This window comes from Bacillus salitolerans (assembly GCF_042680805.1).
Taxonomy (GTDB): domain Bacteria; phylum Bacillota; class Bacilli; order Bacillales; family SA4; genus Bacillus_CJ; species Bacillus_CJ salitolerans.
Window position 1 is genome coordinate 33130 of sequence record NZ_JBHUEM010000004.1, and the last position, 25642, is coordinate 58771.

Annotated in this window: 24 protein-coding genes, 3 tRNA genes, 1 pseudogene and 1 riboswitch; of the genes and pseudogenes, 27 read left to right on the plus strand and 1 reads right to left on the minus strand. The window is 36.1% G+C overall.

The window, feature by feature from the left end; all coding sequences use genetic code 11:
* Positions 1–113 precede the first annotated feature (113 nt).
* Positions 114–1889: an excinuclease ABC subunit UvrC gene (gene uvrC / locus ACFSCX_RS05285; RefSeq protein WP_377927113.1), complete on the plus strand. Its 1776-nt coding sequence runs from the start codon at positions 114–116 to the stop codon at positions 1887–1889.
* A gap of 72 nt (positions 1890–1961) precedes the next feature.
* Positions 1962–2144, plus strand: a riboswitch (Lysine riboswitch).
* Between the two features lie 209 nt (positions 2145–2353).
* Positions 2354–3586 carry an aspartate kinase gene (locus ACFSCX_RS05290; RefSeq protein WP_377927114.1) on the plus strand — a complete coding sequence of 411 codons (1233 nt, stop codon included), beginning with the start codon at positions 2354–2356 and terminating at the stop codon, positions 3584–3586.
* 287 nt (positions 3587–3873) lie between these two features.
* Here the strand turns inward: ACFSCX_RS05290 and ACFSCX_RS05295 are convergent, their stop codons facing one another.
* Positions 3874–4326: a YslB family protein gene (locus tag ACFSCX_RS05295; RefSeq protein WP_377927115.1), complete on the minus strand. Its 453-nt coding sequence runs from the start codon at positions 4324–4326 to the stop codon at positions 3874–3876.
* Between the two features lie 319 nt (positions 4327–4645).
* Here ACFSCX_RS05295 and ACFSCX_RS05300 point away from each other — a divergent pair, with 319 nt between their 5' ends.
* From ACFSCX_RS05300 to lonB, 25 genes and pseudogenes are all read left to right on the plus strand, one after another.
* On the plus strand, positions 4646–5275 hold the full coding sequence (locus ACFSCX_RS05300) for a succinate dehydrogenase cytochrome b558 subunit (RefSeq protein ID WP_377927116.1): 630 nt from the start codon (positions 4646–4648) through the stop codon (positions 5273–5275).
* Between the two features lie 94 nt (positions 5276–5369).
* Positions 5370–7127, plus strand: a complete 1758-nt coding sequence (gene sdhA, locus ACFSCX_RS05305; RefSeq protein WP_377927215.1) for a succinate dehydrogenase flavoprotein subunit — start codon at positions 5370–5372, stop codon at positions 7125–7127.
* Positions 7128–7129: 2 nt separating this feature from the next.
* A complete protein-coding gene (gene sdhB / locus ACFSCX_RS05310; RefSeq protein ID WP_377927117.1) occupies positions 7130–7891 on the plus strand; it encodes a succinate dehydrogenase iron-sulfur subunit in 762 nt (253 codons plus the stop codon).
* Positions 7892–8013: 122 nt separating this feature from the next.
* Positions 8014–8502, plus strand: a complete 489-nt coding sequence (locus ACFSCX_RS05315) for an acyl-CoA thioesterase (protein WP_377927118.1) — start codon at positions 8014–8016, stop codon at positions 8500–8502.
* A 114-nt stretch (positions 8503–8616) separates the two neighbouring features.
* The gene (gerE, locus tag ACFSCX_RS05320; RefSeq protein ID WP_149218241.1) at positions 8617–8841 is read left to right on the plus strand and encodes a spore germination transcription factor GerE; all 225 of its coding nucleotides are present in this window, start codon (positions 8617–8619) and stop codon (positions 8839–8841) included.
* A 206-nt stretch (positions 8842–9047) separates the two neighbouring features.
* Positions 9048–9470 carry a MarR family winged helix-turn-helix transcriptional regulator gene (locus ACFSCX_RS05325; protein WP_377927216.1) on the plus strand — a complete coding sequence of 141 codons (423 nt, stop codon included), beginning with the start codon at positions 9048–9050 and terminating at the stop codon, positions 9468–9470.
* A 9-nt stretch (positions 9471–9479) separates the two neighbouring features.
* A complete protein-coding gene (gene racE / locus ACFSCX_RS05330; RefSeq protein WP_377927119.1) occupies positions 9480–10274 on the plus strand; it encodes a glutamate racemase in 795 nt (264 codons plus the stop codon).
* Between the two features lie 373 nt (positions 10275–10647).
* Complete coding sequence (locus ACFSCX_RS05335) at positions 10648–11721, plus strand: GerMN domain-containing protein (protein WP_377927120.1); 1074 nt, start codon at positions 10648–10650, stop codon at positions 11719–11721.
* A gap of 152 nt (positions 11722–11873) precedes the next feature.
* Positions 11874–12623 (plus strand): ribonuclease PH, encoded by a 750-nt coding sequence (gene rph, locus ACFSCX_RS05340; RefSeq protein WP_377927121.1) that lies wholly within the window; start codon positions 11874–11876, stop codon positions 12621–12623.
* Positions 12624–12636: 13 nt separating this feature from the next.
* Positions 12637–13239: an XTP/dITP diphosphatase gene (locus ACFSCX_RS05345; RefSeq protein ID WP_377927122.1), complete on the plus strand. Its 603-nt coding sequence runs from the start codon at positions 12637–12639 to the stop codon at positions 13237–13239.
* A gap of 2 nt (positions 13240–13241) precedes the next feature.
* Positions 13242–13748: a metallophosphoesterase family protein gene (locus tag ACFSCX_RS05350; RefSeq protein ID WP_377927123.1), complete on the plus strand. Its 507-nt coding sequence runs from the start codon at positions 13242–13244 to the stop codon at positions 13746–13748.
* A gap of 116 nt (positions 13749–13864) precedes the next feature.
* Positions 13865–13938 (plus strand) — tRNA-Gly (locus tag ACFSCX_RS05355).
* A gap of 19 nt (positions 13939–13957) precedes the next feature.
* Positions 13958–14031: transfer RNA gene (locus ACFSCX_RS05360), tRNA-Arg, on the plus strand.
* Positions 14032–14162: 131 nt separating this feature from the next.
* Positions 14163–14330 carry a hypothetical protein gene (locus tag ACFSCX_RS05365; RefSeq protein ID WP_377927124.1) on the plus strand — a complete coding sequence of 56 codons (168 nt, stop codon included), beginning with the start codon at positions 14163–14165 and terminating at the stop codon, positions 14328–14330.
* 91 nt (positions 14331–14421) lie between these two features.
* Positions 14422–14604: a hypothetical protein gene (locus ACFSCX_RS05370; RefSeq protein WP_377927125.1), complete on the plus strand. Its 183-nt coding sequence runs from the start codon at positions 14422–14424 to the stop codon at positions 14602–14604.
* A 115-nt stretch (positions 14605–14719) separates the two neighbouring features.
* A pseudogene (locus ACFSCX_RS05375) lies at positions 14720–14911 on the plus strand (DUF7674 family protein); the annotation flags it as partial.
* Positions 14912–14927: 16 nt separating this feature from the next.
* Complete coding sequence (locus ACFSCX_RS05380; protein ID WP_377927127.1) at positions 14928–15434, plus strand: hypothetical protein; 507 nt, start codon at positions 14928–14930, stop codon at positions 15432–15434.
* A 192-nt stretch (positions 15435–15626) separates the two neighbouring features.
* A tRNA-Arg gene (locus ACFSCX_RS05385) sits at positions 15627–15689 on the plus strand.
* A 948-nt stretch (positions 15690–16637) separates the two neighbouring features.
* Positions 16638–16772, plus strand: a complete 135-nt coding sequence (locus ACFSCX_RS05390) for a hypothetical protein (RefSeq protein WP_377927128.1) — start codon at positions 16638–16640, stop codon at positions 16770–16772.
* A gap of 140 nt (positions 16773–16912) precedes the next feature.
* Positions 16913–17695 (plus strand): class I SAM-dependent methyltransferase, encoded by a 783-nt coding sequence (locus ACFSCX_RS05395; protein WP_377927129.1) that lies wholly within the window; start codon positions 16913–16915, stop codon positions 17693–17695.
* Between the two features lie 24 nt (positions 17696–17719).
* A complete protein-coding gene (locus ACFSCX_RS05400; RefSeq protein ID WP_377927130.1) occupies positions 17720–18769 on the plus strand; it encodes a GNAT family N-acetyltransferase in 1050 nt (349 codons plus the stop codon).
* 623 nt (positions 18770–19392) lie between these two features.
* Positions 19393–20388, plus strand: a complete 996-nt coding sequence (locus ACFSCX_RS05405; protein ID WP_377927131.1) for a tetratricopeptide repeat protein — start codon at positions 19393–19395, stop codon at positions 20386–20388.
* Positions 20389–20788: 400 nt separating this feature from the next.
* A complete protein-coding gene (gene tig, locus ACFSCX_RS05410) occupies positions 20789–22075 on the plus strand; it encodes a trigger factor (protein WP_377927132.1) in 1287 nt (428 codons plus the stop codon).
* A gap of 333 nt (positions 22076–22408) precedes the next feature.
* Entirely contained in the window at positions 22409–23674 is a 1266-nt protein-coding gene (gene clpX, locus ACFSCX_RS05415; RefSeq protein ID WP_377927133.1) for an ATP-dependent protease ATP-binding subunit ClpX, read from the plus strand.
* Between the two features lie 190 nt (positions 23675–23864).
* Complete coding sequence (gene lonB, locus ACFSCX_RS05420) at positions 23865–25544, plus strand: ATP-dependent protease LonB (protein WP_377927134.1); 1680 nt, start codon at positions 23865–23867, stop codon at positions 25542–25544.
* Positions 25545–25642 lie beyond the last annotated feature (98 nt).

A 25642-nucleotide genomic window follows, 5' to 3' on the forward strand; every position in this document is an offset into this window, starting at 1 on the left:
CTATTACCAGAGGATGAAATTGATAAATCATGGTACAATCAATATACCTTAGTGATGACAAAGAAAGCTATCCCCAAAATAGAACGTATAAATAGGGAGAGAGGAGGGGGGATATGAACAATCAGTTGAAGGAAAAGCTTGCAATTCTACCAGATCAACCGGGTTGTTATTTAATGAAGGATAGGCAAGGTACGATTATTTATATAGGTAAAGCAAAGGTATTAAAAAATAGAGTCCGATCATATTTTACAGGATCACATGATGGGAAAACATTACGTCTTGTTAGTGAAATTATTGATTTTGAGTATATTGTAACTTCCTCGGATATAGAAGCATTAGTCTTAGAAATAAATCTAATTAAAAAGCATAATCCCAAGTACAATATCAACTTAAAAGATGATAAAACCTACCCATTTATCAAAATCACCAGTGAAAAACATCCACGATTAATCATAACTAGACAAGTTAAAAAAGATAAAGGGAGATATTTCGGACCATTTCCAAACGTTTTTTCAGCAAATGAGACGAAGAAACTTTTGGATCGAATCTATCCTCTTAGAAAGTGCTCCACTCTCCCTGACCGCGTTTGTTTATACTATCATATCGGGCAATGTCTTGCTCCTTGTGTCCAAGAAGTGAGTGATGAACAGAATAAGGGAATGGTTGATGAGATTATTCGTTTCTTAAATGGCGGATACAAGGATATTAAGACAGAACTATCTGAAAAGATGTATAAAGCCTCAGAAGAGATGGATTTTGAAAAAGCAAAAGAGTATCGTGATCAAATAGCACATATAGAAGCAACGATGGAAAAACAAAAGATGATGATGACAGATTTTGTGGACAGGGATGTTTTCGGTTTTTCCTATAATAAGGGTTGGATGTGTGTGCAAGTTTTCTTTATTAGACAAGGCAAGCTGATTGAAAGGGATGTTTCTATGTTCCCTATCTATGCCGATCCACATGAAGAGTTCCTTACGTACTTAGGACAGTTCTATCAGGAAAGTCATCATTTTAAGCCAAAGGAGATTCTATTACCTGATGGTATTGACCTAGAATTAGCCGAACAATTACTTGAAGTGACAATTCATCAGCCGAAAAAAGGGAAGAAAAAAGACTTAGTAGCACTAGCGAGTAAAAATGCTTATATTGCTTTGAATGAGAAATTCTCTCTCATTGAAAGAGATGAAGAAAGAACAATTAAGGCTGTAGAAAATTTGGGCAACCAAATGAACATTCATACTCCTTACCGAATTGAAGCATTTGATAATTCAAATATACAAGGGACAAATCCTGTATCCGCCATGGTTGTATTTATAGACGGGAAGCCTGATAAGAAGGAATACCGAAAATATAAAATTAAGAGTGTAGAAGGCCCTGATGATTATGCATCCATGCGAGAGGTTGTTAGAAGAAGATATACGAGAATATTAAAGGATCATTTACCATTACCTGATTTGATTATTATTGATGGTGGAAAGGGCCATTTAGCTGCGGCGCAAGACGTGTTAGAAAATGAACTAGGGCTAACGATTCCAATCGCAGGACTAGTTAAAGATGAAAAGCACAGAACATCGGAATTGTTAATTGGTAGCCCTCCAAAAATAATTGAATTAGAAAGGAATAGCCAGGAATTCTATCTTCTTCAGAGAATACAAGATGAGGTTCACCGCTTTGCTATTAGTTTTCATAGACAGCTTAGAAGTAAAAGTGTTTTCCAGTCGATTCTTGATGATATACCAGGTATTGGTGAAAAGAGAAAAAAACAGCTACTAAAAGCATTTGGTTCAGTTAAAAAAATGAAGGATGCTTCACTTGATGAGTTTATTGAGGCTGGTTTACCAAAGACTACGGCCGAGCTACTCTATTCAAAATTATTAGAAGAGTAAGAAGGAAGTTGTCAATATATCATTTTTTTGATAGAATGGACTATAATTTCATATACACTTCATAAATACTGAAGTGAAGGTAGAGGTGCGAACTTCAAAAGTATGTAATCTAAAGAGGAATGAGCTCTAATGATGGTTACAAAAAGGGGAGCTGTCGCCGAAGCGAACGAAATCTCATCATTTCATTTGCTGGTTTTGCATTGAATAAATGTAGGACTGTCAAACAGGTAATCTGTTTGGAGAGCTATCTCACACTGGGCGGCGTTATTCGATTACACGTTCTAGCAATGAGAGCTCTCTCATTGCTTTTTTTATTTGTTTTTTAGATTTTTTATTCTAAAAACTATGGGAATAGGATAAACGCTTCGTTAGAGTGTATGAGCGCAACCATTGTATTTCTAAATAATAAAAGCAAGTAGTAGGGAAAATAAGTAATAGAAGTAAAAGGTAAAGGGTGGAATACTGTGGCTATTATTGTACAAAAATTTGGCGGAACCTCAGTTGGTTCTATTGAAAGAATTCAAAATGTAGCAAACCGAGTGATAGAGACGATTTCTAATGGAAATCAAGTTGTAGTCGTAGTTTCTGCAATGGGAAAATCAACGGATGAACTTGTAAACCTTGCTAATCAACTGTCGAAAAATCCAAGTAAGCGAGAAATGGATATGCTATTAACAACTGGAGAGCAAGTGACAATTTCATTACTTTCTATTGCTCTGCAGTCCAAGGGATTTGATGCCGTCTCACTTACAGGCTGGCAAGCTGGAATTGAAACGGAGCCTATTCATGGAAATGCCAGAATAAAGGCTATTGAGACAGAGAATATCTCAAGACTGCTAAATGAGGGGAAAATTGTCATTGTTGCAGGGTTTCAGGGGATTACGGAAGATAGAGAAATTACTACTTTAGGTAGAGGTGGATCAGATACAACAGCAGTAGCTCTTGCTGCAGCCTTAAAAGCGGAGAAGTGTGATATTTTTACCGATGTAACAGGTGTATATACAACTGATCCACGTTATGTAAAAGAGGCTAGAAAACTGCATTCTGTTTCATATGATGAGATGTTAGAGCTAGCTAACTTAGGAGCAGGTGTGTTACATCCAAGAGCAGTTGAATTCGCCAAAAACTATTCTGTAGCACTAGAGGTACGCTCAAGTATGGAATTTGAAGCAGGGACAAGAATTGAGGAGGAAGTATCGGTGGAGAATAATTTAGTCGTAAGAGGTATTGCATTTGAAAAAGAAGTAACAAGAGTGACCGTTGTAGGTCTTCCAAACGGATTAAATACACTATCAACGATCTTTACAACTTTAGCCAAAAATGGAATCAATGTAGATATCATTATTCAAAGTATGACTAATCAAGATGTTACAAACATTTCTTTTTCAATTAAATCATCAGACTTAGAAGAAACACTTATGGCTCTTGACCTAAACCAGTCTGTTCTTAACTTCCAGTCCATTGAGCATGAAAGTGGTTTAGCAAAGGTGTCAATCGTTGGATCAGGAATGATTTCAAATCCAGGTGTGGCAGCTGAAATGTTTGATGTATTAGCAAGTAATGATATTCAAGTAAAGATGGTTAGTACATCAGAAATAAAAGTTTCGACAGTAGTTGAAGAAGCTAAGATGGTTAAAGCAGTGGATGCTTTGCATACTGCATTTGAATTAGGGAGCGAAGTAGAGCAAACTGTATAAAGAGGTAAAGGTCTGATGTTAACAGACCTTTTTTTGAATAATTAAGATAATATAAAAGTTTTTAAGGAAGAGAATGGGAAAGTGTCTTGGAATCTAGCTCCAGCACCCAGCCAAGATGAAATCGCGACGATCTTTGCCATTTCATCCTACTCGAGGAGAAAGAAAAATCACTTTTTCCTTGGTCAAATAACCTGTCATGAATAAAAGGGAAAACCACCCTTTTTTTCATGACAGAACATTTGCACCTTCTTAGGCTAAACGGGGCGCCCTGAGCCTTTTGTTCTGAATTATTCAATGGAATCCTTATGATCCCATTTTACAGTAATAAATACTTTGTTGGATCGTTTCTTTTGATCTTCATATGCCTCAGCAATTACGTTCTTCATTTGTTCATATTGTTGGGCGAGAAATCCACTTTCAAGTTGATAGCTAGCAGGCTTTCGAGATTTATTTCTTGCAGCAATAAACTCACTTGTTAATTCAAATTCTAAGTGATTCTTTTTTTCTGAAACAACGGAAAGCGTGCCCCATCCCATTTGCTCGAAAAATTGAATAATTTCTTCGCCCTTCGAAAGAGGGTATTTTCTAGCAAGGTTTTTCCCACTCCAATATAATATGGCTGGAAGTTCCTTTCCTAATATTTCTGGTAACAGAATCCCTCTTAACAGTTCGTATGACATACCGGATGTATGTAGGTTCTCAAAGTGAGATAATTGTTCATGAATGGAAGGTTGGTTCATTGTAACTCCTCCTTATAGATACTCAAACGTTTTAAAATTGTATTTAGTATAGCACTATATATATTACATAATATGGAGCATTAATCAATTATTTCAACTATAAGTTCAATTGTTTGGGTGATAAAATTTAGTACAAGATTGTCCTATCATGAAATTATTTTGTTTAAACAACACCTAAATTATTGTATACGTTTTCTTGACGCACTATGTGGTTGGGAGTAAAATGAACATGTCGCATTCTATCGAAAAGAATGATTTATGCTGCTATTTTATTATTTTAGAGAAGTAATTTTGTTTCAACAATCAAGGGGGGTAAAACATGGCAGGAAATCGTGAATTTATTAATCGCAGATTGCATTCACTACTTGGTGTGATTCCAGTTGGTATTTTCTTAATTCAGCACTTAGTAGTCAATCACTTTGCAACTCAAGGCGCAGAAGCGTTCAACAAAGCTGCGCACTTTATGGAGAGCTTACCATTTAGATATGTACTAGAGGCTCTTATCATCTTTATACCAATTCTTTATCATGCAATTTATGGACTTTATATTGCATTTACTGCAAAAAATAACGTTAGCAATTATGGATTTTTCCGAAACTGGATGTTCTTATTACAACGTATTTCTGGTGTAGTTACATTAATTTTTATCTCATGGCATGTATGGGAAACAAGAATTGCAGCTGCTTTTGGAGCAGAAGTAAATTATGACATGATGGAAGCTATTTTAAGCAATCCACTTATGCTAGTTTTCTATATTGTAGGGGTTATTTCAACTATTTTCCACTTTGCAAATGGACTTTGGTCATTCTTTGTAAGCTGGGGTATTACGGTTACACCTCGTTCTCAAGTGATTTTAACATATGTCACTCTTGGAATTTTCGTGGCTCTATCATTTGTAGGACTTCGTGCGATATTTGCATTCATTGATCCTACATTAGCAAATATCTAATAGACCATTATTAATGGACAGATCAATATATTACAAAAATATCTTTTTAGATGAACATTCTAAAAAGACCCTATAGAAGGAAGTGAATTTGAAAATGAGTAAAGGCAAAATTATAGTTGTCGGTGGTGGACTTGCTGGTCTTATGGCAACTATTAAAGCTGCAGAAGCTGGCGTTTCAGTAGATTTATTTTCACTTGTTCCTGTAAAACGTTCACACTCAGTTTGTGCACAAGGTGGAATAAACGGTGCGGTAAACACAAAAGGTGAAGGCGATTCCCCATGGGAACACTTTGATGATACGGTATATGGTGGAGATTTCTTAGCGAACCAACCACCTGTAAAAGCAATGACAGAGGCAGCACCTGGAATTATCCATTTAATGGACCGTATGGGTGTTATGTTTAACCGTACACCAGAGGGACTTCTTGACTTCCGTCGTTTTGGTGGTACACAGCATCACCGTACTGCATTTGCTGGTGCAACAACAGGACAACAGTTACTATATGCACTTGATGAACAAGTACGTCGTTATGAAGTGGCAGGTTTAGTTCAGAAGTATGAAGGCTGGGAATTTTTAGGTTCTGTTCTGGATGATGAGGGAACCTGTCGTGGGGTTGTTGCTCAAAACCTTACATCTATGGAAATTAAATCATTCCCTGGTGATGCTGTTATTATGGCGACCGGTGGCCCAGGAATAATCTTTGGAAAGAGTACTAACTCAGTAATTAATACCGGATCTGCTGCAGCAATTGTTTATAGACAAGGTGCATATTATGCAAATGGAGAATTTATTCAAATTCACCCAACAGCAATTCCTGGTGATGATAAACTTCGTTTAATGAGTGAGTCTGCTCGTGGTGAAGGTGGACGTGTATGGACTTACAAAGATGGTAAGCCATGGTACTTCTTAGAAGAAAAGTACCCAGCATATGGAAACTTAGTACCACGTGATATTGCAACTCGTGAGATCTTCGATGTATGTGTAGAGCAGAAGCTTGGTATTAATGGTGAAAACATGGTGTACTTAGATCTTTCACATAAAGATCCAAAGGAACTTGATATTAAGCTTGGTGGAATTATTGAGATTTATGAAAAGTTCATGGGTGATGATCCACGTAAAGTACCTATGAAAATATTCCCTGCTGTTCACTATTCGATGGGTGGACTATGGGTAGATTATGATCAAATGACAAACATTCCTGGTTTATTTGCTGCTGGTGAGTGCGATTATTCTATGCACGGTGCAAACCGTTTAGGAGCGAACTCGTTACTTTCTGCTATATATGGTGGGATGGTTGCAGGACCTAAAGCAGTTGAATACATGAAGGGTCTTAAGAAGACTGCAGATGATATTGATTCTTCTGTATTTGATCGTTACGTAAAGCAAGAAGAAGAAAGAATCCAAAACATTATGTCTATGGATGGAAAAGAAAATGCTTATGTCCTTCATAAAGAGCTTGGTGAGTGGATGACTGACAATGTAACCGTTGTACGTACAAACGACAAGCTTCAAAAGACAGATGAGAAGATTCAAGAGCTTCAAGAAAGATTTAAAAACATTAATATTAATGATACTGCAAAATGGAGTAACCAAGGTGCTTCATTTACTCGTCAGCTTGAAAATATGTTACATTTAGCACGTGTTATCACAATCGGTGCATTAAACCGTAATGAAAGCCGTGGGGCTCACTATAAACCGGAATTCCCTGAGCGTAATGATGAGGAATTCTTAAAGACTACAATGGCTAAATTTACAGACGATGCCCCTAAGTTCCACTATGAGGATGTTGATACGTCTTTAATTGCGCCACGTAAGCGTGACTACTCAAAGAAAAAAGAGGGGGATAAATAACAATGAGCGAAAAGAAAAAAATCCGTTTCATTATTAGCCGTCAGGATAGTCCTGAATCCGCCCCTTACAAACAAGAGTTTGAACTAGATTATCGTCCAAACATGAACGTAATCTCAGCTCTTATGGAGATTCGTCGTAACCCTGTTGATGTAAATGGTAATGAAACATCACCAATTGCTTGGGACATGAACTGTCTTGAAGAGGTGTGCGGTGCATGTTCGATGGTTATTAATGGAAAGCCAAGACAGTCCTGTACTGCTCTTGTAGATCAGTTAGAGCAACCTATTCGCCTAGAGCCAATGAAGACGTTCCCAGTTGTTCGTGACCTACAAGTTGATAGAAGCCGTATGTTTGACTCACTTAAGAAAGTGAAAGCATGGATTCCTATTGATGGAACATATGATTTAGGTCCTGGACCACGTATGCCTGAAAAGAAGCGTCAATGGGCCTATGAATTATCTAAATGTATGACATGTGGTGTATGCTTAGAAGCGTGTCCAAATGTTAACAGTAATTCTGATTTTATTGGACCTGCTCCGCTTTCACAAGTTCGTCTATTTAATGCACATCCAACAGGAGCTATGAATAAATCTGATCGTTTAGAAGCAATTATGGGTGACGGTGGACTTGCGAATTGTGGTAACTCACAAAACTGCGTACAATCTTGTCCAAAAGGAATTCCATTAACAACTTCAATCGCAGCATTAAACCGAGATACTACGGTTCAAATGTTCAGAAACTTCTTTGGTAGTGACGAAGTTTAATTTATATCATCAAAAAAATTTTAAAACCTCTTCATGCTGATCATGAAGGGGTTTTTTACCTATATTTATGGTACAGGTCATCTATTTCATCAGCAAAGAATTCCAAAATAGGAGGAGTTAATGTGAAAAAAGCGTCTTACATAGAAGATATTCATAAATGGGAAACAGGATTTTCTTATTCATATCCTATAAAAGTAAGGTTTTGTGAAACAGATATGTTCGGACATGTAAACAATACAACCATTTTTACATATTTTGAAGAAGCGAGAATCGAATTTTTTAAATCAATAGGGCTTATGCAAGAATGGATGAATGGAAATAGCGAGCTGATCCCAGTTGTTGCCGATTTACAATGTGATTATCTTGCGCAAACATTTTTTGATGAAACATTACTTGTATTTGTAAAGATTCAAAAAATAGGAAGATCCTCTCTAGACTTACATTATATGTGTAAAAAAGAAAATGGAATTGTTGCATTTACTGGTAGGGGTACAATTGTGCAAATTAATAAAAAGACTGGTAAGGCATGTGAGTGGAATGAGAAATGGGTAGCGCAATTCAAACAACACATGCTACAAAAGTCAGATGAAGAAATCCTCCAAAAATATTAGTAGTGGACGAATCAGAATATGTAACAGCAACCATCAAAGTCACATAGTATATGTTGACTAAATATATACCCATCCGATTAAACAGCTCGCACCTTAGCAAGGAGGGTACAACAATTGAAGGAGAAAGACTTTCAACCAAAGCCATTGCTCACAAAACGAGAAAGAGAAGTATTCGAGCTGTTAGTTCAAGATAAAACAACGAAGGAAATTGCAGGAGAGTTGTTTATAAGTGAGAAGACGGTTCGAAATCATATTTCCAATGCTATGCAAAAGCTTGGAGTAAAGGGGCGTTCACAAGCGGTTGTAGAGCTCCTTCGTATGGGGGAACTAGAGCTTTAGTATGTTGCCGGTTTTTTCTAATAAGAAAAAGCCGGCTTTCTACATACTGTTACGTTCAATGGAAAAAATGATGCTTTTATAGCTTTTTCTTGAAATTTCGCCAAAAAAGATAGAAAATAAAACTAATATACACTTACTACTTACTTATTCTAAATTGACAGGGGGAGTGTGTTGTGACCCAATACAATCAACAAATAGATATTGATATGGTCGTAGCTGAATCCGAGAAATCGTTAAGATATATTGCTGGTATTATTAAACAAAAAGGTAGAGAGATATTAAATCAATATACGATTACCCCGCCCCAATTCGTCGCTTTGCAGTGGCTATTAGAGAATGGGGATATGACAATAGGCGAACTGTCTAATAAAATGTTTTTAGCGTGTAGCACGACTACCGACTTAATTGATCGAATGGAAAAAAGCGAGCTAGTTGTACGTGTGAAGGATGAAAATGATCGAAGAGTCGTCAGAATTCACCTTTTAGACGAGGGGGCACGTATCATTGAGGAGGTAATTCAAAAACGTCAAAATTATTTAGCTCAAGTATTAAGTACGTTTTCTACCGAGGAGGTTTCTTCTTTAGAAAAGCTGTTAAGCAAGCTACATCAAGAAATGAAAACAGAATGAGGCGATTATTTGAATAGACCAATAGGTGTCATTGATTCAGGTGTAGGTGGATTAACTGTTGCAAAGGAAATAATGCGACAATTGCCAAAAGAGCAAATCATTTACTTAGGTGATACCTCGAGATGCCCATACGGTCCTAGACCTCAAGATGAGGTAAAGAAATTCACATGGGAAATGACGAATTATTTAGAGAAATATGAAATCAAAATGCTAGTAATTGCTTGTAATACGGCAACTGCTGCTGTTCTTGAAGAGGTTCAGAATAGTTTATCCATTCCAGTAGTAGGGGTTGTACATCCAGGTGCAAGGTCTGCAGTAAAAGTAACAAGAAATAAGAGGATTGGAGTTATCGGGACGGCTGGAACTATTAAGAGTCGTGCATATGAAATCGCACTGAACTCTATTAGTGATGAAATAGCTGTTGAGAGTCTTGCCTGTCCAAACCTTGTGCCAATTGTGGAATCGGGAGATTTTGAATCCGAAGAAGCTCTGGACGTAGTATTGGAAGAGCTACGGCCACTTTTAGAAAGTAGTATGGATACGCTTATACTTGGATGTACTCATTATCCATTATTATCTCCCCTAATAAAGAGAGTATTAGGCTCGAAAGTAACGTTAATCAGTTCTGGGGATGAAACAGCAAGGGAAGTAAGTACGATTCTCTATCATAACCAGCTCCTTAATAGATCTGCTAAAAAGACTCATCAATTTTTAACAACAGGTCCGAAAGAGGCTTTTCAAAAAGTAGCTAGTAAGCTGTTTCAACAAAATATAGACAAAATACAAGTAATACAATTAACGTGATGGATATTTTTTAGTTAGGAAAGTAAAGGTTTCTGGTGTTTAGTTTATACAATGTTACCGCTAAATCCAGCCGGCTCCAGCGCTCAGCCAAGATGAAATGGCGACGATCTTTGCCATTTCATCCTACTCGAGGGAATAAGAAAAAATCACTTTTTCCTTGGTCAAATAACCTGTCATGAATAATAGGGAAAACCACCCTTTTTTCATGACAGGTTATTTGCTGTGCCTTAGGCTAAACGGGGTGCACTGAGCCTTTTGTTCTTATACTGCATTCTAATCCCTTAAGTTTTTTTAAAAAATATGTGACAAGCGGTCTAAATATTAAAAAAGCTCGTATATATAGTAGTACAAACTACCTTGGGAGGGAATTGGAATGTCTAAATTACCAAAAGCAAAAATAGTAACTTCAACCATGATTGCATCTTCTGTGCTGCTTTCTGGTTGTGGATTATTCGGGGGAGATCAAGCGATGCAAGAAATCGATCCTCCTCAAGATGTAACGTATGTAGAAGATGGGACAACGGTAACTGAAGAAAATTCAAATGTTCAGAATAATGATGAGGCGACGACAGAAACGGTTACAAGAGAAATTTACTTAATTGACTCCGATGGATATGTTGTTCCTCAAACCTTCGATTTACCTAAATCAGAGGGTGCAGCAAAGCAGGTACTTGAATACTTAGTAGATGGCGGGCCGATCAGTAACATGTTACCTGACGGATTTAGAGCGGTGCTTCCAGCAGATACACAGGTTCAAACAAATTTATTGGAAGATGGTACAATTGTCGCTGATTTTTCACAGGAATTCACAAACTATAAAGCTGAAGATGAAATGAGAATCCTACAAGCCATTACGTGGACACTCACACAATTTGATTCAGTGAAAAATGTTAAAATCAGAATTAATGGTCATGATCAAACCGTTATGCCTGTGAATAATACTCCAATCAATAATGAAGGTTTAAGTCGTGAGGATGGAATTAACCTTGATAACTCTGGGGTTGTTGATATGTTAGATAGTGAATTGGTAACCCTCTATTTCCTTTCGCAACAAGGAGATAATGTCTATTATGTGCCGGTTACGAGAAGAGTTGAAGAGATGGGGCAAGATAAGATTGTAACGGCAGTTAACGAGCTGATTGAAGGTCCAGGATTAATTTCTGGTTTGCTATCCGAGTTTAATCCAGAGGCAAAGTTAATTTCTGAACCTACCTATGAAGATGGTGTTGTTACATTAAACTTTAACGAATCAATCCTTGGAAATCTTGAAGGAACAGCTATCTCTAAGCATGTTCTCAATTCTATTGTATTTTCGTTAACCGACCAGCCTGGTGTTGAGAGTGTGGCAATCCAAGTTAATGGAAATAGTGAGCTCTTAACGGATTCAGGCGAATCTTTACTTGAACCAGTTTCAAGACCTTCTAGTGTTAACACAGGAGAGTTTTAAGATTTGCTAACTGTTGGCTATTAAGGAAAAAATAACATATACTTATAAAAGAGGTAGGCAAATTGCTACCTCTTTTTATTCGATTTTTGTACGTTTATTTGTCAGATGATGGCTATACTATGGAAGCGAATCCATGTTAAGGAGGGTTTTACGTGAGAGTTGATGGAAGAGAACGACACCAATTAAGAGAAGTACATATAGAAAAGGACTACATAAAACACCCAGAAGGATCTGTATTAATCACAGTAGGAGAAACAAAGGTTATTTGTACTGCTAGTATTGAAGACAAGGTACCTCCTTTTATGAGGAATGGGGGGAAAGGATGGATTACGGCTGAATATTCAATGTTACCAAGAGCAACTGAAACAAGAAATATAAGGGAATCTAGTAAAGGAAAAGTTACTGGACGTACAATGGAAATTCAACGTCTCATTGGACGAGCTTTAAGGTCTATCGTAGATTTAGAGAAGCTAGGTGAACGTACGATTTGGATTGATTGTGATGTTATTCAAGCGGATGGAGGTACTCGAACGGCTTCTATTACAGGTGCTTACGTTGCGTTAGTACTAGCATTATCGAAATTATGGGAGAAGAAGGTTCTGACAAGCTTACCAGTTTATGATTTCTTAGCTGCAACCTCGGTTGGTATTGACGAAGAACTTGGACCTATTTTAGATTTGAACTATATAGAGGATTCGAAGGCTAACGTAGATATGAATATTATCATGACTGGAAAAGGAGAATTTGTTGAATTGCAAGGTACTGGTGAAGAAGCGACATTCTCAAGAAAACAATTGAATGAACTGCTCGATCTTGGAGAGAAAGGCATACAAGAGTTAATCACCCTCCAACAGGAAACCCTTGGTGAACAAATTGCATCTATAATCCTGAATAACAAGTAAAGGATGAACTTTTTTGAAAAAAGTAATTGTGGCAACAAAAAACCGTGGCAAGGTACAGGATTTCAAACAGTTGTTTCAGAGGAAGGGTTATGAAGTAATTTCATTATTAGAAATTCCGAGTAGTCCAGATATTGATGAGACAGGAACAACATTTGTTCAAAATGCAATTCTGAAAGCGGAAGGAATATCTGACATCCTCCAAACAATGGTTATAGCAGATGATTCTGGCCTTTCAATAGATGCTTTAGGGGGAAAGCCAGGAATTTTTTCAGCTAGATATGCTGGTGACCATAAAAATGATGAAGATAACTTAAACAAAGTGCTTAAGGAGCTTCATGGAGTAAAGGAAGAAGATAGAACTGCCCGTTTTCATTGTGCCCTTGCCTTAGCTGTTCCTGGTCGAGATACCATTACGGTGGAAGGAACTTGTGAAGGATTTATTACAGAAGAGCCGATTGGAGATAACGGGTTCGGCTATGATCCAATCTTTTTCGTTAGGGAAAAAAACAAAACAATGGCTCAGCTAACAAAAGAAGAAAAAAATGAAATTAGTCATCGTGCAAATGCCTTAAGGAAGTTAGAAGAAACAATGAAGAACATAAGGTTAGGATATTAAATATGAAAGTTTTACTAATTAGTGATTCACATGGATTAGAGAACGAACTAAGGCAAGTTGCAGAGGCGTACACGGGTAAGGTTGATCTAATGATTCATTGTGGAGACTCTGAACTACCTGCTGTCCATGAGGTTTTAGAGAATTTTCTAGTTGTAAAAGGTAACTGTGATTTAGAGAACTTTCCCGAGGATCTTTTAGAGGAAGCTGGAGAGTTTAAGCTTTATGCAACACATGGGCATTTATATAATGTGAAAATGTCACTTGCAAATATTAGCTATCGTGCTGATGAGGTAGGGGCTAATATTGTATGTTTTGGACACTCTCATCTTGCTGGATCAGAATTGATTGACGGAATATTGATGATTAACCCTGGCAGTTTTCGATTACCAAGAGGCAGAAAGGAACGAACCTACTGCATACTTGAGCTAATTAATCGAAATGTGTCGGTAATTTTCTACGATCATGAGCATGAAAAAATAGAACAATTATGCTATACTTATACTCTGTAGAGGGGATTCTGTTCTCCTCTGCAAAAAAATATCAAAAGTTGTTGACTTTTGATTTTAATCTTGTTAAGATAATATCTGTCGCTGATAATTGATTTCTTAAATATCAGAGTGAAAATGCGGGTGTAGTTTAATGGTAAAACCTCAGCCTTCCAAGCTGATGTCGTGAGTTCGATTCTCATCACCCGCTCCAAAAAGTTTTATAGTAATTTGTCCCAGTAGCTCAGCTGGATAGAGCAACGCCCTTCTAAGGCGTCGGTCGGGAGTTCGAATCTCTCCTGGGACGCTAACTAAATCGGGTGCAATGCCCGTCAAATCAACCTTCTATATCGTTTAGTGAAACGGTCAGTATAACGGTCATGTAAGTAATTACACCGTATATCGACTTACACACTTTCGATATAGGAGGTTTTTTGTATGACCAAAAGAAAAGGAATATTTGAAGTAAATGTAGATGTGAGAAAGATTTTAGAAGGGAGTTCTACTACCTCTAAAGAAGCACCAAAGGCTATTAAGCAAACGAATGTATTAAGTAGGTCTATATTAATTTCAGATGCTCTTGATGTCATTACAAGGCAAATATAGCTACAAAATATTTGAATTTGGAGAATCATTTGTAATAGCAAAGAGATTTGAAGCAAACCAAATAAAATAACAGGTTAACTAAGAGGATATTATGATTAAGAAAACAGGAAATGAGTATAGTGATTTATTAGAACAAGAATTGTTAGAAGCAGGTGTGCCAATGCTGAATGGATTAGACGGTAAACCTATGAATCCGACTAATGTGTTAGTAAACCATTCAATTTCGGCTAAACCATTTATTAACATATTATTAAACTATGCTCAAAGGAAATAGAGTGGTGGAATGGAGAACAGCCTGGACTTCACCATTTATTTGGAAATGTTTTAAACCCTTTCCTCATTGCTCATATAGAAGCGGAAGAGAACATTGACCTTATACAAAGGTATTTGATATCTTAGAAAGAATGGCGAAGAGTACAGATGATGACATAGACAATGTCTTAGTAGTTACTATACTTGCACGAATAGGTGATGATTCAGAGGTTTTAAAGAAATCAATTAAATACATGGGTGCTATTACAAAGGACAAATCTTATGAATTTGAAAAGAATTTAGGAAGGACATTAAAACCATTTAAATAAATTAGAAGGTGCATAAATGGATGTTAAGACGATTGCAGAGGTATATAGACTAGGACTACTAATAAAGTTCTTTAACGTGGAAGAAGTTATCCAATGGATTGACAATATCATTGAGGAAAGGGATGTTAATGATATTCCTTCTGTCTTTTATGATATATCATTAGTAAAAGACAAAAAAAGAATGGTTGATTTGTTAGGGGAAATTGATGGAACGGTTGAAAAGAATAAGCCAACTAATATATTACTTAGCTTAATCTATGACAGTTGGGAAATAAAAAATGAAGATGAAACAATCAGTATGATGAATGATTTAGCTTATATCTCTTATGATTACATAGATAGCTTATTGTTCGGAACAATTGTGGCACTTGTAGACCAATATGAAGAAGCCAAAAATGGATATGGTAATCCTTCTTGTTCTGTGGAAACCATTTTAGGTTATGTATCGGAAGCTAAAGATTCAATAAAGGAATTTCTAGTTGATTATAGGCAATATATGAAGTTATGGAAGGATAAAGGGTAGTGTAGGAGACCACTTGAATGTATTGGGAGGTGGTCTTTTATAATATCGACATTTGTTTGTTAGTTCATTTTAAATTACATATCCTAATTGATAATGAAACATACTTCTTTTATAATGGGGATAAGCGATAACGGTCTAAGTTCGACAAATGACCGTTATACATGAACGTGAACGAATAGCGATATATAAGGCAGCTCAGCTGGATAGAGCAACGCCCTTCTAAGGCGTCGGTCGGGAGTTCGAATCTCTCCTGGGACGTCATTTAATGTTTTGGATAAGTGAAAGCACTCATAAACGTTGTTAAATCAACGTTTTTGGGTGTTTTTCTTTTGTGTAGGAATATTAAAGAATTTGATAGGAAAAGATCTAAAATTTATTTATTAGACAAGTTATATCACCATCTTCTCAACCTTTTCAATAATGCTTTTCTCATCTCGAACTGAAACATGGTTGATAGGAACCTCCTATATATAACAAGACGCTTGTGAATGACGTATTCTGGTGGGCTATATTCAGAAGTAGTTACACGATTAACAGGCACAGCATCTCAGGATTTATCTGTAATGTATGATACAACTTATTATTATATAGTAGTCGCTTCAAATGTTTAGTGATAGTTTGAATCGTAATAAAGCCTCTGTGACCCTGCATAATTCTTGCCGATTCAAGATAGCAAAATTGATGTTGACTCATTTTATAAAATCAACTCAGATGGGACAGTTTACTCTTGAGGGACAAAAGCTACAGACAATTAGGGTTAAGAGATCCGACTAAACGTACCTATCTAACAAGCAATTTATCTCTCTTCCTAATCGATGACCTAGTAGTAGGATAGAACTTTTTAGTTGCTCTTGAGCAGAGTTTACGGTTGGGGAGCTAATGCTTCAAGGTAGGATTATTTCTAGTCCAACCCTAATTCACACTAGTACTATAGTTGATGCAGACTAATAATAATTAGCCCTTCTCATTTGAGAGGGGTTCTTTTCTTTTTTCTCTTATGATGGAGAATTACAGAATTAAGTGGTTTATTCTGAACCTTTATACCGAGGCTGAATTAGAGATGATACATCGGGAATTATTAGGGAATTCCTAGGAATGTTTCACCTATACATCGGGAATTATTTGGAAATCACTAGGAACTTTACATATATTGAAGGATTTAGAAGTTTTTAATCCGAATAACCGTTATAAGGGGGTGAGACTATGAAAAAGTTTTTAATAGGAATGTTAGTAATTGGAGCTTTAGCTGTAACTGCTGTAACAGCAACTCCAGTTGCTGAAGAAGAAGCTACTGTTAAGGTTTTAGATCCAAGATTACCAGTAGTTAGACCAACATAATAAAGTATAGAAAAACCATCATTCAAGCTCGTTCTAATTAATTTGGAGCGAGCTTATTTAATATAATCTAGCATCAACTAGCATTCTATCCAATATATAACATGGTGAAATTCACTTACTGAAAATGAAGGAGAATATCATTGGAAAATAATAATAAATCGTATTTTTACGCAGAAAAACAAGAAGAGTTAGACCGGCTTAAGCTCCAAGCAAGTGCTGTACAAGATATTGAATTAGGAATTTTAGAGAAGCATGGTTTGTCAACTCATCTTGATGTTCTTGATGTAGGTTGTGGTCCAGGGTTTACGACGAGTTTACTAGCAGATAGATGTCAGCCGACATCTCTTTTAGGAGTTGATAATAATCCTGAATTAATTTCTAAAGCTAAAGAATTGGCAAACTCTAATAATCAATCTACTGTTTTTTCTATACAGGATGTTTACGAAATTAATTTATCTAAAAAATTTGATTTTGCTTATGCAAGGTTTTTGTTTCAGCATTTAGAAAAACCAGTTAAAGCACTTAAGTCAATATCTAATGTCCTAAAGGAAAACGGTAGACTATGTATTCTTGACATTGATGAGGATTTTCTTCATCTACATCCACCTTTACACTCCTTTATAGAAATTAAAGAAAAAGTGATTTTACAGCAAAAAAAGCGAGGTGGAGATCGTTTAATAGGAAAAAAACTTAGAAATCTCTTGATTGAGGCTGGTTTTGAAGAAATTAATGTTACCATCCTTCCTGTTACTTCAAACCAAATTGGTCTTGACGCCTTTTTTGATTTAACAACAAGCTTTAAGAAAGAATTACTAACAAATAAAGACGATGTTGACCAATTTAATGAATTAAAGAAGATTATGAAAAATGAGAATTATTTTGGTGTCGTTAGTGTATTTTTTGTTTCTGGAGTTAAAAGATAATATTTTGGAGGAGTAGTATTAAGAATGATTACTCTACATAAAGCAGATTCTACAAACGAATTACAAGAGATATACCATTTAAGATACATGGTATATGCTACAGAAATGAAAAAGAATATACATTCTAGTACAGAACAGCTTTTCGATCAATATGATGAGTGGGGAATTAATTATTATGCATTAGATGGAACAAAGCTTGTTGGATGCATTCGGTTAAATGTAGGTTTTGCTCATCAGTTCGATAATGTATGGCATGAACGAATGGCTGTACCAGGATTATTTGACAACAATCCTAAAATAGGATTAGTTAGTAAGCTATTGATTCACCCCGAATATAGAAGTACAAATGTAATGTTTTCACTGGTTAAATTAGGATACCAGACACTTTTAGATCTCGAAGTACAAATGAATTTTATTACGTGTGCACCATCTTTAATCAGGTTATATGAAAGACTTGGTTTTATTCGGTATCGTCATCATTATATAGACAAGGAGCTAGGGTTTCTTGCACCATTACTATTATTTCCTAGAGATAGACAGTATTTAAAAGAGATTTCATCTCCACTATGGAGGATTGGGCGCAAAATAGAAAATAATTTGAATGACCATTCTGTTAAAAGAAATTTATTAAGTACTTTACCTGAATATTGTTCAAAAATAATATCAGCAGATTCAGTTTATGAAATTGTGAACAATTTAGTTGGATTTCAAAATATTTCAGTATTTGAATCATTTTCATATGATGAAATTCTGCTTATTTTAGAGGGTGCTGTTCTTATACATTCAAAGATAGGGGATCCTATCATTACAAAAGGTGAGTTTGATAACGAATTATTTATTCTGCTTGAGGGTGACCTTTTGGCAGAAAATAGCAAAATTGATATTGGTGAACCATTAAGTGTAGATCCTTTTTTAAAAGGAAGTCATCATACTATTAATATAATCACTAAAATTGACAGCACCTTCCTTGTAGTATCACGTAAAAATGTCATGGGACTAGTTGTGAGAAAAAGAGAACTCTATAACAAATTGATTGAAAATATAAGTGAATATTCATCACAAAAAATAGTATAAAAAATGGATATGTATTTAGATATTGAGGATTTTGATAAAAATGGATTACTTTCGTCTCAAACTAAAAGCAGATGTATTCCTTCCAATAAAGAGCTTTTCAAGAAGGATGAAGTTAATAAGGTGTATGTGTAAAAAGTCAGTCTTTCCAAGAGATTTTTAAAAAAAGAAGCTTATGACATCTACTGAAAATATGTAGATTGCTTGTTGGTAGTGGAGATTGAGTAGTTTGCGTTATATTTTACAACAACCTCATCCATAAATTTTTATATATTCGTTTTTTTTCTCAATATTGTATGTGCCCCTGTGGCGCTAAAACCCTTTTCGTAATCGAAAAGGGTTTTTTAAATTATTTAGAAAGTATAAAAGTTTTCAGCAAGAGAATGGGCTCGTGACTTGGAATCCAGCTCCAGCACCAAGCCACACGAGGTCAAATAACCCTAAATGAGTAAAAAGGGAAAAGCACCCTTTTTCTCATTTAGGAACATTTGCTCTTCCTTAGGCTCAAGGGGGCGCACGGCGCCTTTTGTCTATCTTTTGACTTTGTCCTCACTTAGTCGATACTTGTGTTTATATAATGATGTTGGTAAACTGAATCTGAAAATCAACTGGTTAAGGGAGTTATCATGGAAAATAGAGAAAAAGATCATAACGTAGTCCCCTTTCCTAATTTAAAGCAACGTATACTCGAAAAAGGAATGGATGCGATCAAACATAAACAATTTGATGAGGCTCTTGATTTGCTTCAGCAAGCCTTACCTCTTGAGGAACAAATAGATGAGGTCTATCTTGGAATAGTCGTCTGTTTATTTGAGCTTGGACATCTAGAGGAAGCGAAAGAAAAATGTCAGCTTATGTTAAAGCAAGATATTGGTGATTATTATGATGTATTACAAATTTACTTAACAATATTAATCCAGTTACGTAAGTATGATGAAGTAGAAACAACCATTGAGGCAGTACTACAAGAAGGGAAAATTCCCTCTCAAACAGTTGAAAATTTCTATAAGCTATTAGACTTCAGTAGAAAAATGACTCGCTATGACGATAAAGAAAACGCATTAATCGATGTTGGCTTATTAGTAGATGATGTTTCGATTGCTGATCAGTGGAATATTATTCAAGCATTACGTAATGAAAAGCAAAACATTTCCTATGCGTATCAAACATTAGAAGAATTTTTGCTTGATGACACAAAGCATCCTTTATTAAAAACAGCGATTCTTGAAATGTATGTAGAAAAAGGTATCGTTAGGAATATAAAGGTGGAAAAGTTTGGACTGACCATGGATGTTCAGACAACTGAGCTACATGAAGTTCCTTCCCATTCTTTTACCTTACGTGTTCTTCAATCACTAGATCAAGCATTAGGGAATGAAAACCCAAGTCTCTTTGAGCTCGTGAAGGACATGTGGCACCGTCATTTACTAGTAATGTACCCATTTATTCCAGAACCAGAGCAACCGAATTTATGGTCAGCAGGCTTGCATAAAGTAGGATATGACACACACGGTATAGATGTTGATCTAGACGAATTAACAGTTCTCTATGGAATCACTATAAACGATTTACTATTTTCAAGTAGTCGTATAAGAGAAATAGAGGAAATCTCATATATATAGGCATGTAACTGTTTAACAAAAGATACAGTATAAATAGACAAAGCTTGTCTGTGAATTTACCTTGTAAGTGAAGTTTTTTAACTAGTAAATAGTAACATTACTTGAAAGGTTTTTAACCCGCATTATTATCCCTATTTCAAAGAAAGTAGATTTCTGGAATCATAGGAGGGAGTAACTGCCCGTTAAAGCCAGATAGATTCAACTAACAATTAGAGGGGAGAGAAAAACTCCCACTGATTGAAGTTTCACTTTATCCTATGTTATAATAGAATGGTTGCAAACCATACAGCTAGCCATACATAATTGGGGGTATAAACTTGTGTGATTGTGTTAATAAATTGGACAAGAAAATATCATTCCTGATAGGCTTAAGTAAATAGATAGTGGAGGGAAAGTATAAATGTCTGTTAAATGGGAAAAGTTAGAAGGTAACGAAGGAATTTTAACAATTGAAGTAGATGCTGATACTTTTAATAAAGGTTTAGACGCAGCATTCAAAAAAGTGGTAGCTAAGGTAAATGTACCTGGTTTCCGTAAAGGTAAGGTTCCTCGTGGTATGTTTGAAAAGCGTTTTGGAGTAGAGTCATTATATCAAGATGCATTAGACATTGTATTGCCGGATGCTTATGAAAATGCTTTGAAAGAAACAGGTGTTGAGCCGGTTGACCGTCCTGAAATTGATGTTGAGCAAATTGAAAAAGGACAAAGCCTCATCTTTACTGCAAAGGTTACAGTAAAGCCAGAAGTAAAACTTGGTGAATATAAGAATCTAGAAGTAGATAGATTAGATGCAACTGTAACTGATGAAGATGTTGAAAATGAATTGAAGAAATTACAAGAGCGTAATGCTGAACTAGTTATCAAAGAAGAGGGTACAATTGATTCAGGAGATACTGTAGTAATCGACTTTGAAGGTTTCGTGGAAGGCGTAGCTTTTGAAGGTGGAAAAGGTGAAAACTACTCTCTTGAAATTGGTTCTGGTACTTTTATCCCAGGCTTTGAGGATCAATTAATTGGTCTTGCTACTGGCGAGGAAAAAGATGTTGAAGTATCGTTCCCAGAAGAGTACCATGCAGAAGATCTAGCTGGAAAGCCTGCTGTATTCAAAGTGAAGGTACATGAAATTAAATCAAAAGAACTTCCTGCTTTAGATGATGAATTTGCTAAAGATGTAAACGAAGAAGTAGAAACATTAGATGAGCTAAAAGCTAAAACTAAAGCCCAGCTTGAGGAATCAAAAAAGCAAGAAGCTGAGAATATGTTAAAAGATAGTCTAGTTGAAAAGGCTGCTGAGAATGCTGAAGTCAATATCCCAGAAGCCATGATTAAGACTGAACAAGATCGTATGATTCGCGAATTTGAGCAACGTCTACAAATGCAAGGTATGAATCTTGATCTTTACTTCCAGTTCTCTGGACAAGATGAAGCTGCTCTTCGCTCACAAATGGCCGAAGATGCAGCAAAACGTGTGCGTATGAATTTAACTCTTGAAGCTATTGCAAATGCTGAAAACCTTGAGGTTTCAGATGAGGAAGTAACACAAGAGTTAGAAACTATGGCATCTATGTACCAAACAACTGTTGACAACATCAAGAACATGCTTGGGAATGTAGACCTACTTAAAGATGATTTAAAAATTCGTAAAGCAATCGATTTTCTTGTAGATAATAGCAAGGCTACTGCATAATAATTTAGTAATAGTATAAAAAAGGCGCGACTAGTTCGTGCCTTGTTTTTACTAACAAAAGTTTCTACATAGTACTAAATAAGCATCACGTTTATTGAGATATAAACGTACGAAACCCTTTATATCATATTCAAAATATACAATCGTCTAAATGTTTTGACCTCTCATAAAAAACGCCTTTTTAACAAATACATACATATAGAGGGTTATCATTACCCTCTACAAGCACGTTTATGGTAAAATGCAATACATAAATACGAATGAGATATAAAAATTTCGTAGCTTCAAATAAGAAGCACCATTGGCACAGTAGTAACGTAAGGGGTGAGACATATGTTTAAATTTAACGATGAAAAAGGTCAGCTAAAATGTTCATTTTGTGGCAAGACACAGGATCAAGTACGTAAGCTAGTTGCTGGTCCAGGCGTTTATATATGTGATGAATGTATCGAGTTATGTACAGAAATTGTAGAAGAAGAGCTTGGGACAGAAGAAGAAGTAGAATTCAAGGATGTTCCGAAGCCAATGGAAATCCGTGATATTCTAGATGAATATGTCATCGGTCAAGAGTCTGCAAAAAAGTCATTAGCTGTGGCGGTTTATAATCACTATAAGCGCATTAACTCAAATAGTAAGATTGATGATGTTGAGCTTTCTAAAAGTAATATCGCAATGATTGGGCCAACAGGTAGTGGTAAAACATTACTTGCTCAAACACTAGCGAGAATATTGAATGTACCGTTTGCTATTGCAGATGCTACATCCTTAACTGAAGCTGGTTATGTTGGTGAAGATGTTGAGAATATCTTACTAAAGCTTATCCAAGCTGCTGATTATGATGTAGAGAAAGCTGAAAAGGGTATTATCTATATAGATGAAATTGATAAGGTTGCACGTAAATCTGAAAATCCATCAATAACTCGTGATGTATCAGGTGAAGGGGTTCAACAAGCTTTACTGAAGATTCTTGAAGGAACCGTAGCTAGTGTGCCTCCTCAGGGTGGAAGAAAGCATCCACACCAGGAATTTATTCAAATTGATACAACAAACATATTATTTATTTGTGGTGGAGCATTTGATGGAATTGAACAAATCATTAAACGCCGCTTAGGTAAAAAGGTTATCGGATTCGGTGCAAATTCTGTTGTTGAAGAAGGCGATACTTCATTACTTTCTAAAGTACTTCCAGAAGATTTGTTAAAATTTGGTTTGATTCCAGAATTTATTGGGCGATTACCTGTTATTGCGAATTTAGAACAGCTTGATGAGGATGCATTAGTTGAAATCCTTACTAAGCCTAAAAATGCTTTAGTAAAGCAATACCAAAAATTACTCGAGCTTGACGACGTTGAGCTTGAATTTGATGAAGATTCTCTAAGAGAAATTTCGAAGCGTGCGATTGAACGTAAAACAGGAGCACGTGGACTTCGCTCTATTATCGAAGGGATTATGTTAGATGTTATGTATGACCTTCCTTCACGTAACGACATTGAAAAATGTGTCATCACATTAGAAACAGTTAAAGGAACGAGCACACCAAAGCTTGTCTTAAAAGACGGAACAGTTATATCCGGAAAAGATAAAAAGGATTCAGCGTAAGCATGATGAGAAAACCAGTCTATCTGGTTTTCTTTTTTCATTTATAAGGGTAGAAATAAAAAGAGTATAATTTTCATTTCGTATTTACCTCCTACTTACAAAGATAAGTAAGTGATTTTTTTTGTTTAGTCCAACTATTACAGGGAGATACTAATGATTAATAGACAACATAGAAACCAGGAGGTAAAACATGAGTTGGACTGGCATTGCGTTATTTATCCAATTATTTTTCGGAGTAATTATCGGCTTATACTTTTGGAATTTACTTCGAAACCAACGTACTCAAAAGGTATCCATTGATAAAGAGTCAAGAAAAGAAATGGAGCAGCTACGGAAATTACGATCGATTTCTTTAACAGAACCACTTGCAGAAAAAGTGAGACCTACTACTTTTCATGATATTGTTGGACAAGAAGATGGAATTAGAGCATTAAAAGCCGCATTATGCGGACCAAATCCACAGCACGTTATAGTTTATGGACCACCTGGTGTAGGAAAAACAGCAGCTGCTAGACTTGTACTAGAAGAGGCAAAACGCAACTCTAAATCACCATTTAATAAAGATGCTGTATTTGTTGAATTAGATGCAACAACAGCAAGGTTTGATGAAAGAGGAATTGCCGACCCGTTAATTGGTTCTGTTCATGATCCAATTTACCAAGGCGCAGGTGCAATGGGCCAGGCGGGAATTCCGCAACCTAAGCAAGGTGCTGTCACCCATGCACATGGGGGAGTACTATTTATTGATGAAATAGGGGAGCTACACCCAATTCAAATGAACAAAATGTTAAAGGTATTAGAGGATCGTAAGGTCTTTTTAGAGAGTGCTTATTATAGTGAGGAAAATACTCAAATTCCAACGCACATTCATGATATTTTTCAAAATGGATTACCAGCAGATTTTAGAATGATAGGGGCAACCACTCGAACTCCAAATGAGCTTCCTCCAGCCATTCGTTCTCGTTGCTTAGAAGTATTCTTTAGGGAGCTAGAACCAGCGGAATTAGCAACAGTAGCGAGAAAAGCTGCAGACAAAATTAACATGGATATTAAAGAAGAAGGAATCTCGATACTTGCCTCCTATGCACGAAACGGTAGAGAAGCGGTGAACATGGTTCAGATTGCAGCGGGATTAGCAATTTCAGAAAACCGCACCCATATTAAAACGGAAGATATTGAGTGGGTGATTCACTCAAGTCAATTGTCTCCTCGAAATGAAAAGAAAGTTATAAAAGACGCTAAAGTAGGATTAGTAAATGGCTTAGCTGTATACGGTCCGAATACAGGCGCCTTACTAGAAATTGAAGTGACAGTTATTCCGACCAAAGAAAAGGGGAGTATAAATATAACTGGAATTGTAGAAGAGGAAAGTATTGGTGATCGTGGTAAATCAGTCAGAAGGAAAAGTATGGCTAAGGGCTCAACTGAGAATGTATTAACAGTGCTTCGAACGTTAGGTGTTCCTGCTGAGGAATATGATATCCATGTTAATTTTCCAGGTGGTATACCTGTAGATGGTCCGTCAGCGGGTATTGCAATGGCGACTGGAATTTATTCGGCTATTCATAATATCCCGATTGATCAATCTGTTGCGATGACAGGGGAAATTAGTATTCACGGATTTGTTAAACCAATTGGTGGAGTATTTGCAAAAATAAAAGCAGCGAAGCAAGCAGGCGCAAAAAAAGTAATTATTCCTAAAGAAAATGTCCAATCAATCCTCAAAGAAATTGATGGAATTGAAATAATTCCAGTTACGCATTTGACAGAGGTATTAGACATTACCTTAGTCAAAAGCCCAGCTGTCTTTGAGGAAGAAGTAATTCCGGCTTCATCAAGTATAATGAATACAAAAACGGAGTCCGTATAAAAATTAAAAGAAGGGACATTTTCCCTTCTTTGGTCATGTAGTAGAATGGTTCATGTACAATAAAAACGGATGTACATTTGCACCTTAATAGACAAAAG

Bases quoted from the DNA above. Each gene is read 5' to 3' on its own strand.
- uvrC (WP_377927113.1), top strand. From the start codon at position 114: ATGAACAATCAGTTGAAGGAAAAGCTTGCAATTCTACCAGATCAACCG.
- ACFSCX_RS05295 (WP_377927115.1), bottom strand. From the start codon at position 4,326: ATGAACCAACCTTCCATTCATGAACAATTATCTCACTTTGAGAACCTA.
- ACFSCX_RS05300 (WP_377927116.1), top strand. From the start codon at position 4,646: ATGGCAGGAAATCGTGAATTTATTAATCGCAGATTGCATTCACTACTT.
- sdhA (WP_377927215.1), top strand. From the start codon at position 5,370: ATGAGTAAAGGCAAAATTATAGTTGTCGGTGGTGGACTTGCTGGTCTT.
- sdhB (WP_377927117.1), top strand. From the start codon at position 7,130: ATGAGCGAAAAGAAAAAAATCCGTTTCATTATTAGCCGTCAGGATAGT.
- ACFSCX_RS05325 (WP_377927216.1), top strand. From the start codon at position 9,048: ATGGTCGTAGCTGAATCCGAGAAATCGTTAAGATATATTGCTGGTATT.
- ACFSCX_RS05335 (WP_377927120.1), top strand. From the start codon at position 10,648: ATGTCTAAATTACCAAAAGCAAAAATAGTAACTTCAACCATGATTGCA.
- ACFSCX_RS05350 (WP_377927123.1), top strand. From the start codon at position 13,242: ATGAAAGTTTTACTAATTAGTGATTCACATGGATTAGAGAACGAACTA.
- ACFSCX_RS05365 (WP_377927124.1), top strand. From the start codon at position 14,163: ATGACCAAAAGAAAAGGAATATTTGAAGTAAATGTAGATGTGAGAAAG.
- ACFSCX_RS05370 (WP_377927125.1), top strand. From the start codon at position 14,422: ATGATTAAGAAAACAGGAAATGAGTATAGTGATTTATTAGAACAAGAA.
- ACFSCX_RS05380 (WP_377927127.1), top strand. From the start codon at position 14,928: ATGGATGTTAAGACGATTGCAGAGGTATATAGACTAGGACTACTAATA.
- ACFSCX_RS05390 (WP_377927128.1), top strand. From the start codon at position 16,638: ATGAAAAAGTTTTTAATAGGAATGTTAGTAATTGGAGCTTTAGCTGTA.
- ACFSCX_RS05400 (WP_377927130.1), top strand. From the start codon at position 17,720: ATGATTACTCTACATAAAGCAGATTCTACAAACGAATTACAAGAGATA.
- ACFSCX_RS05405 (WP_377927131.1), top strand. From the start codon at position 19,393: ATGGAAAATAGAGAAAAAGATCATAACGTAGTCCCCTTTCCTAATTTA.
- tig (WP_377927132.1), top strand. From the start codon at position 20,789: ATGTCTGTTAAATGGGAAAAGTTAGAAGGTAACGAAGGAATTTTAACA.
- clpX (WP_377927133.1), top strand. From the start codon at position 22,409: ATGTTTAAATTTAACGATGAAAAAGGTCAGCTAAAATGTTCATTTTGT.
- lonB (WP_377927134.1), top strand. From the start codon at position 23,865: ATGAGTTGGACTGGCATTGCGTTATTTATCCAATTATTTTTCGGAGTA.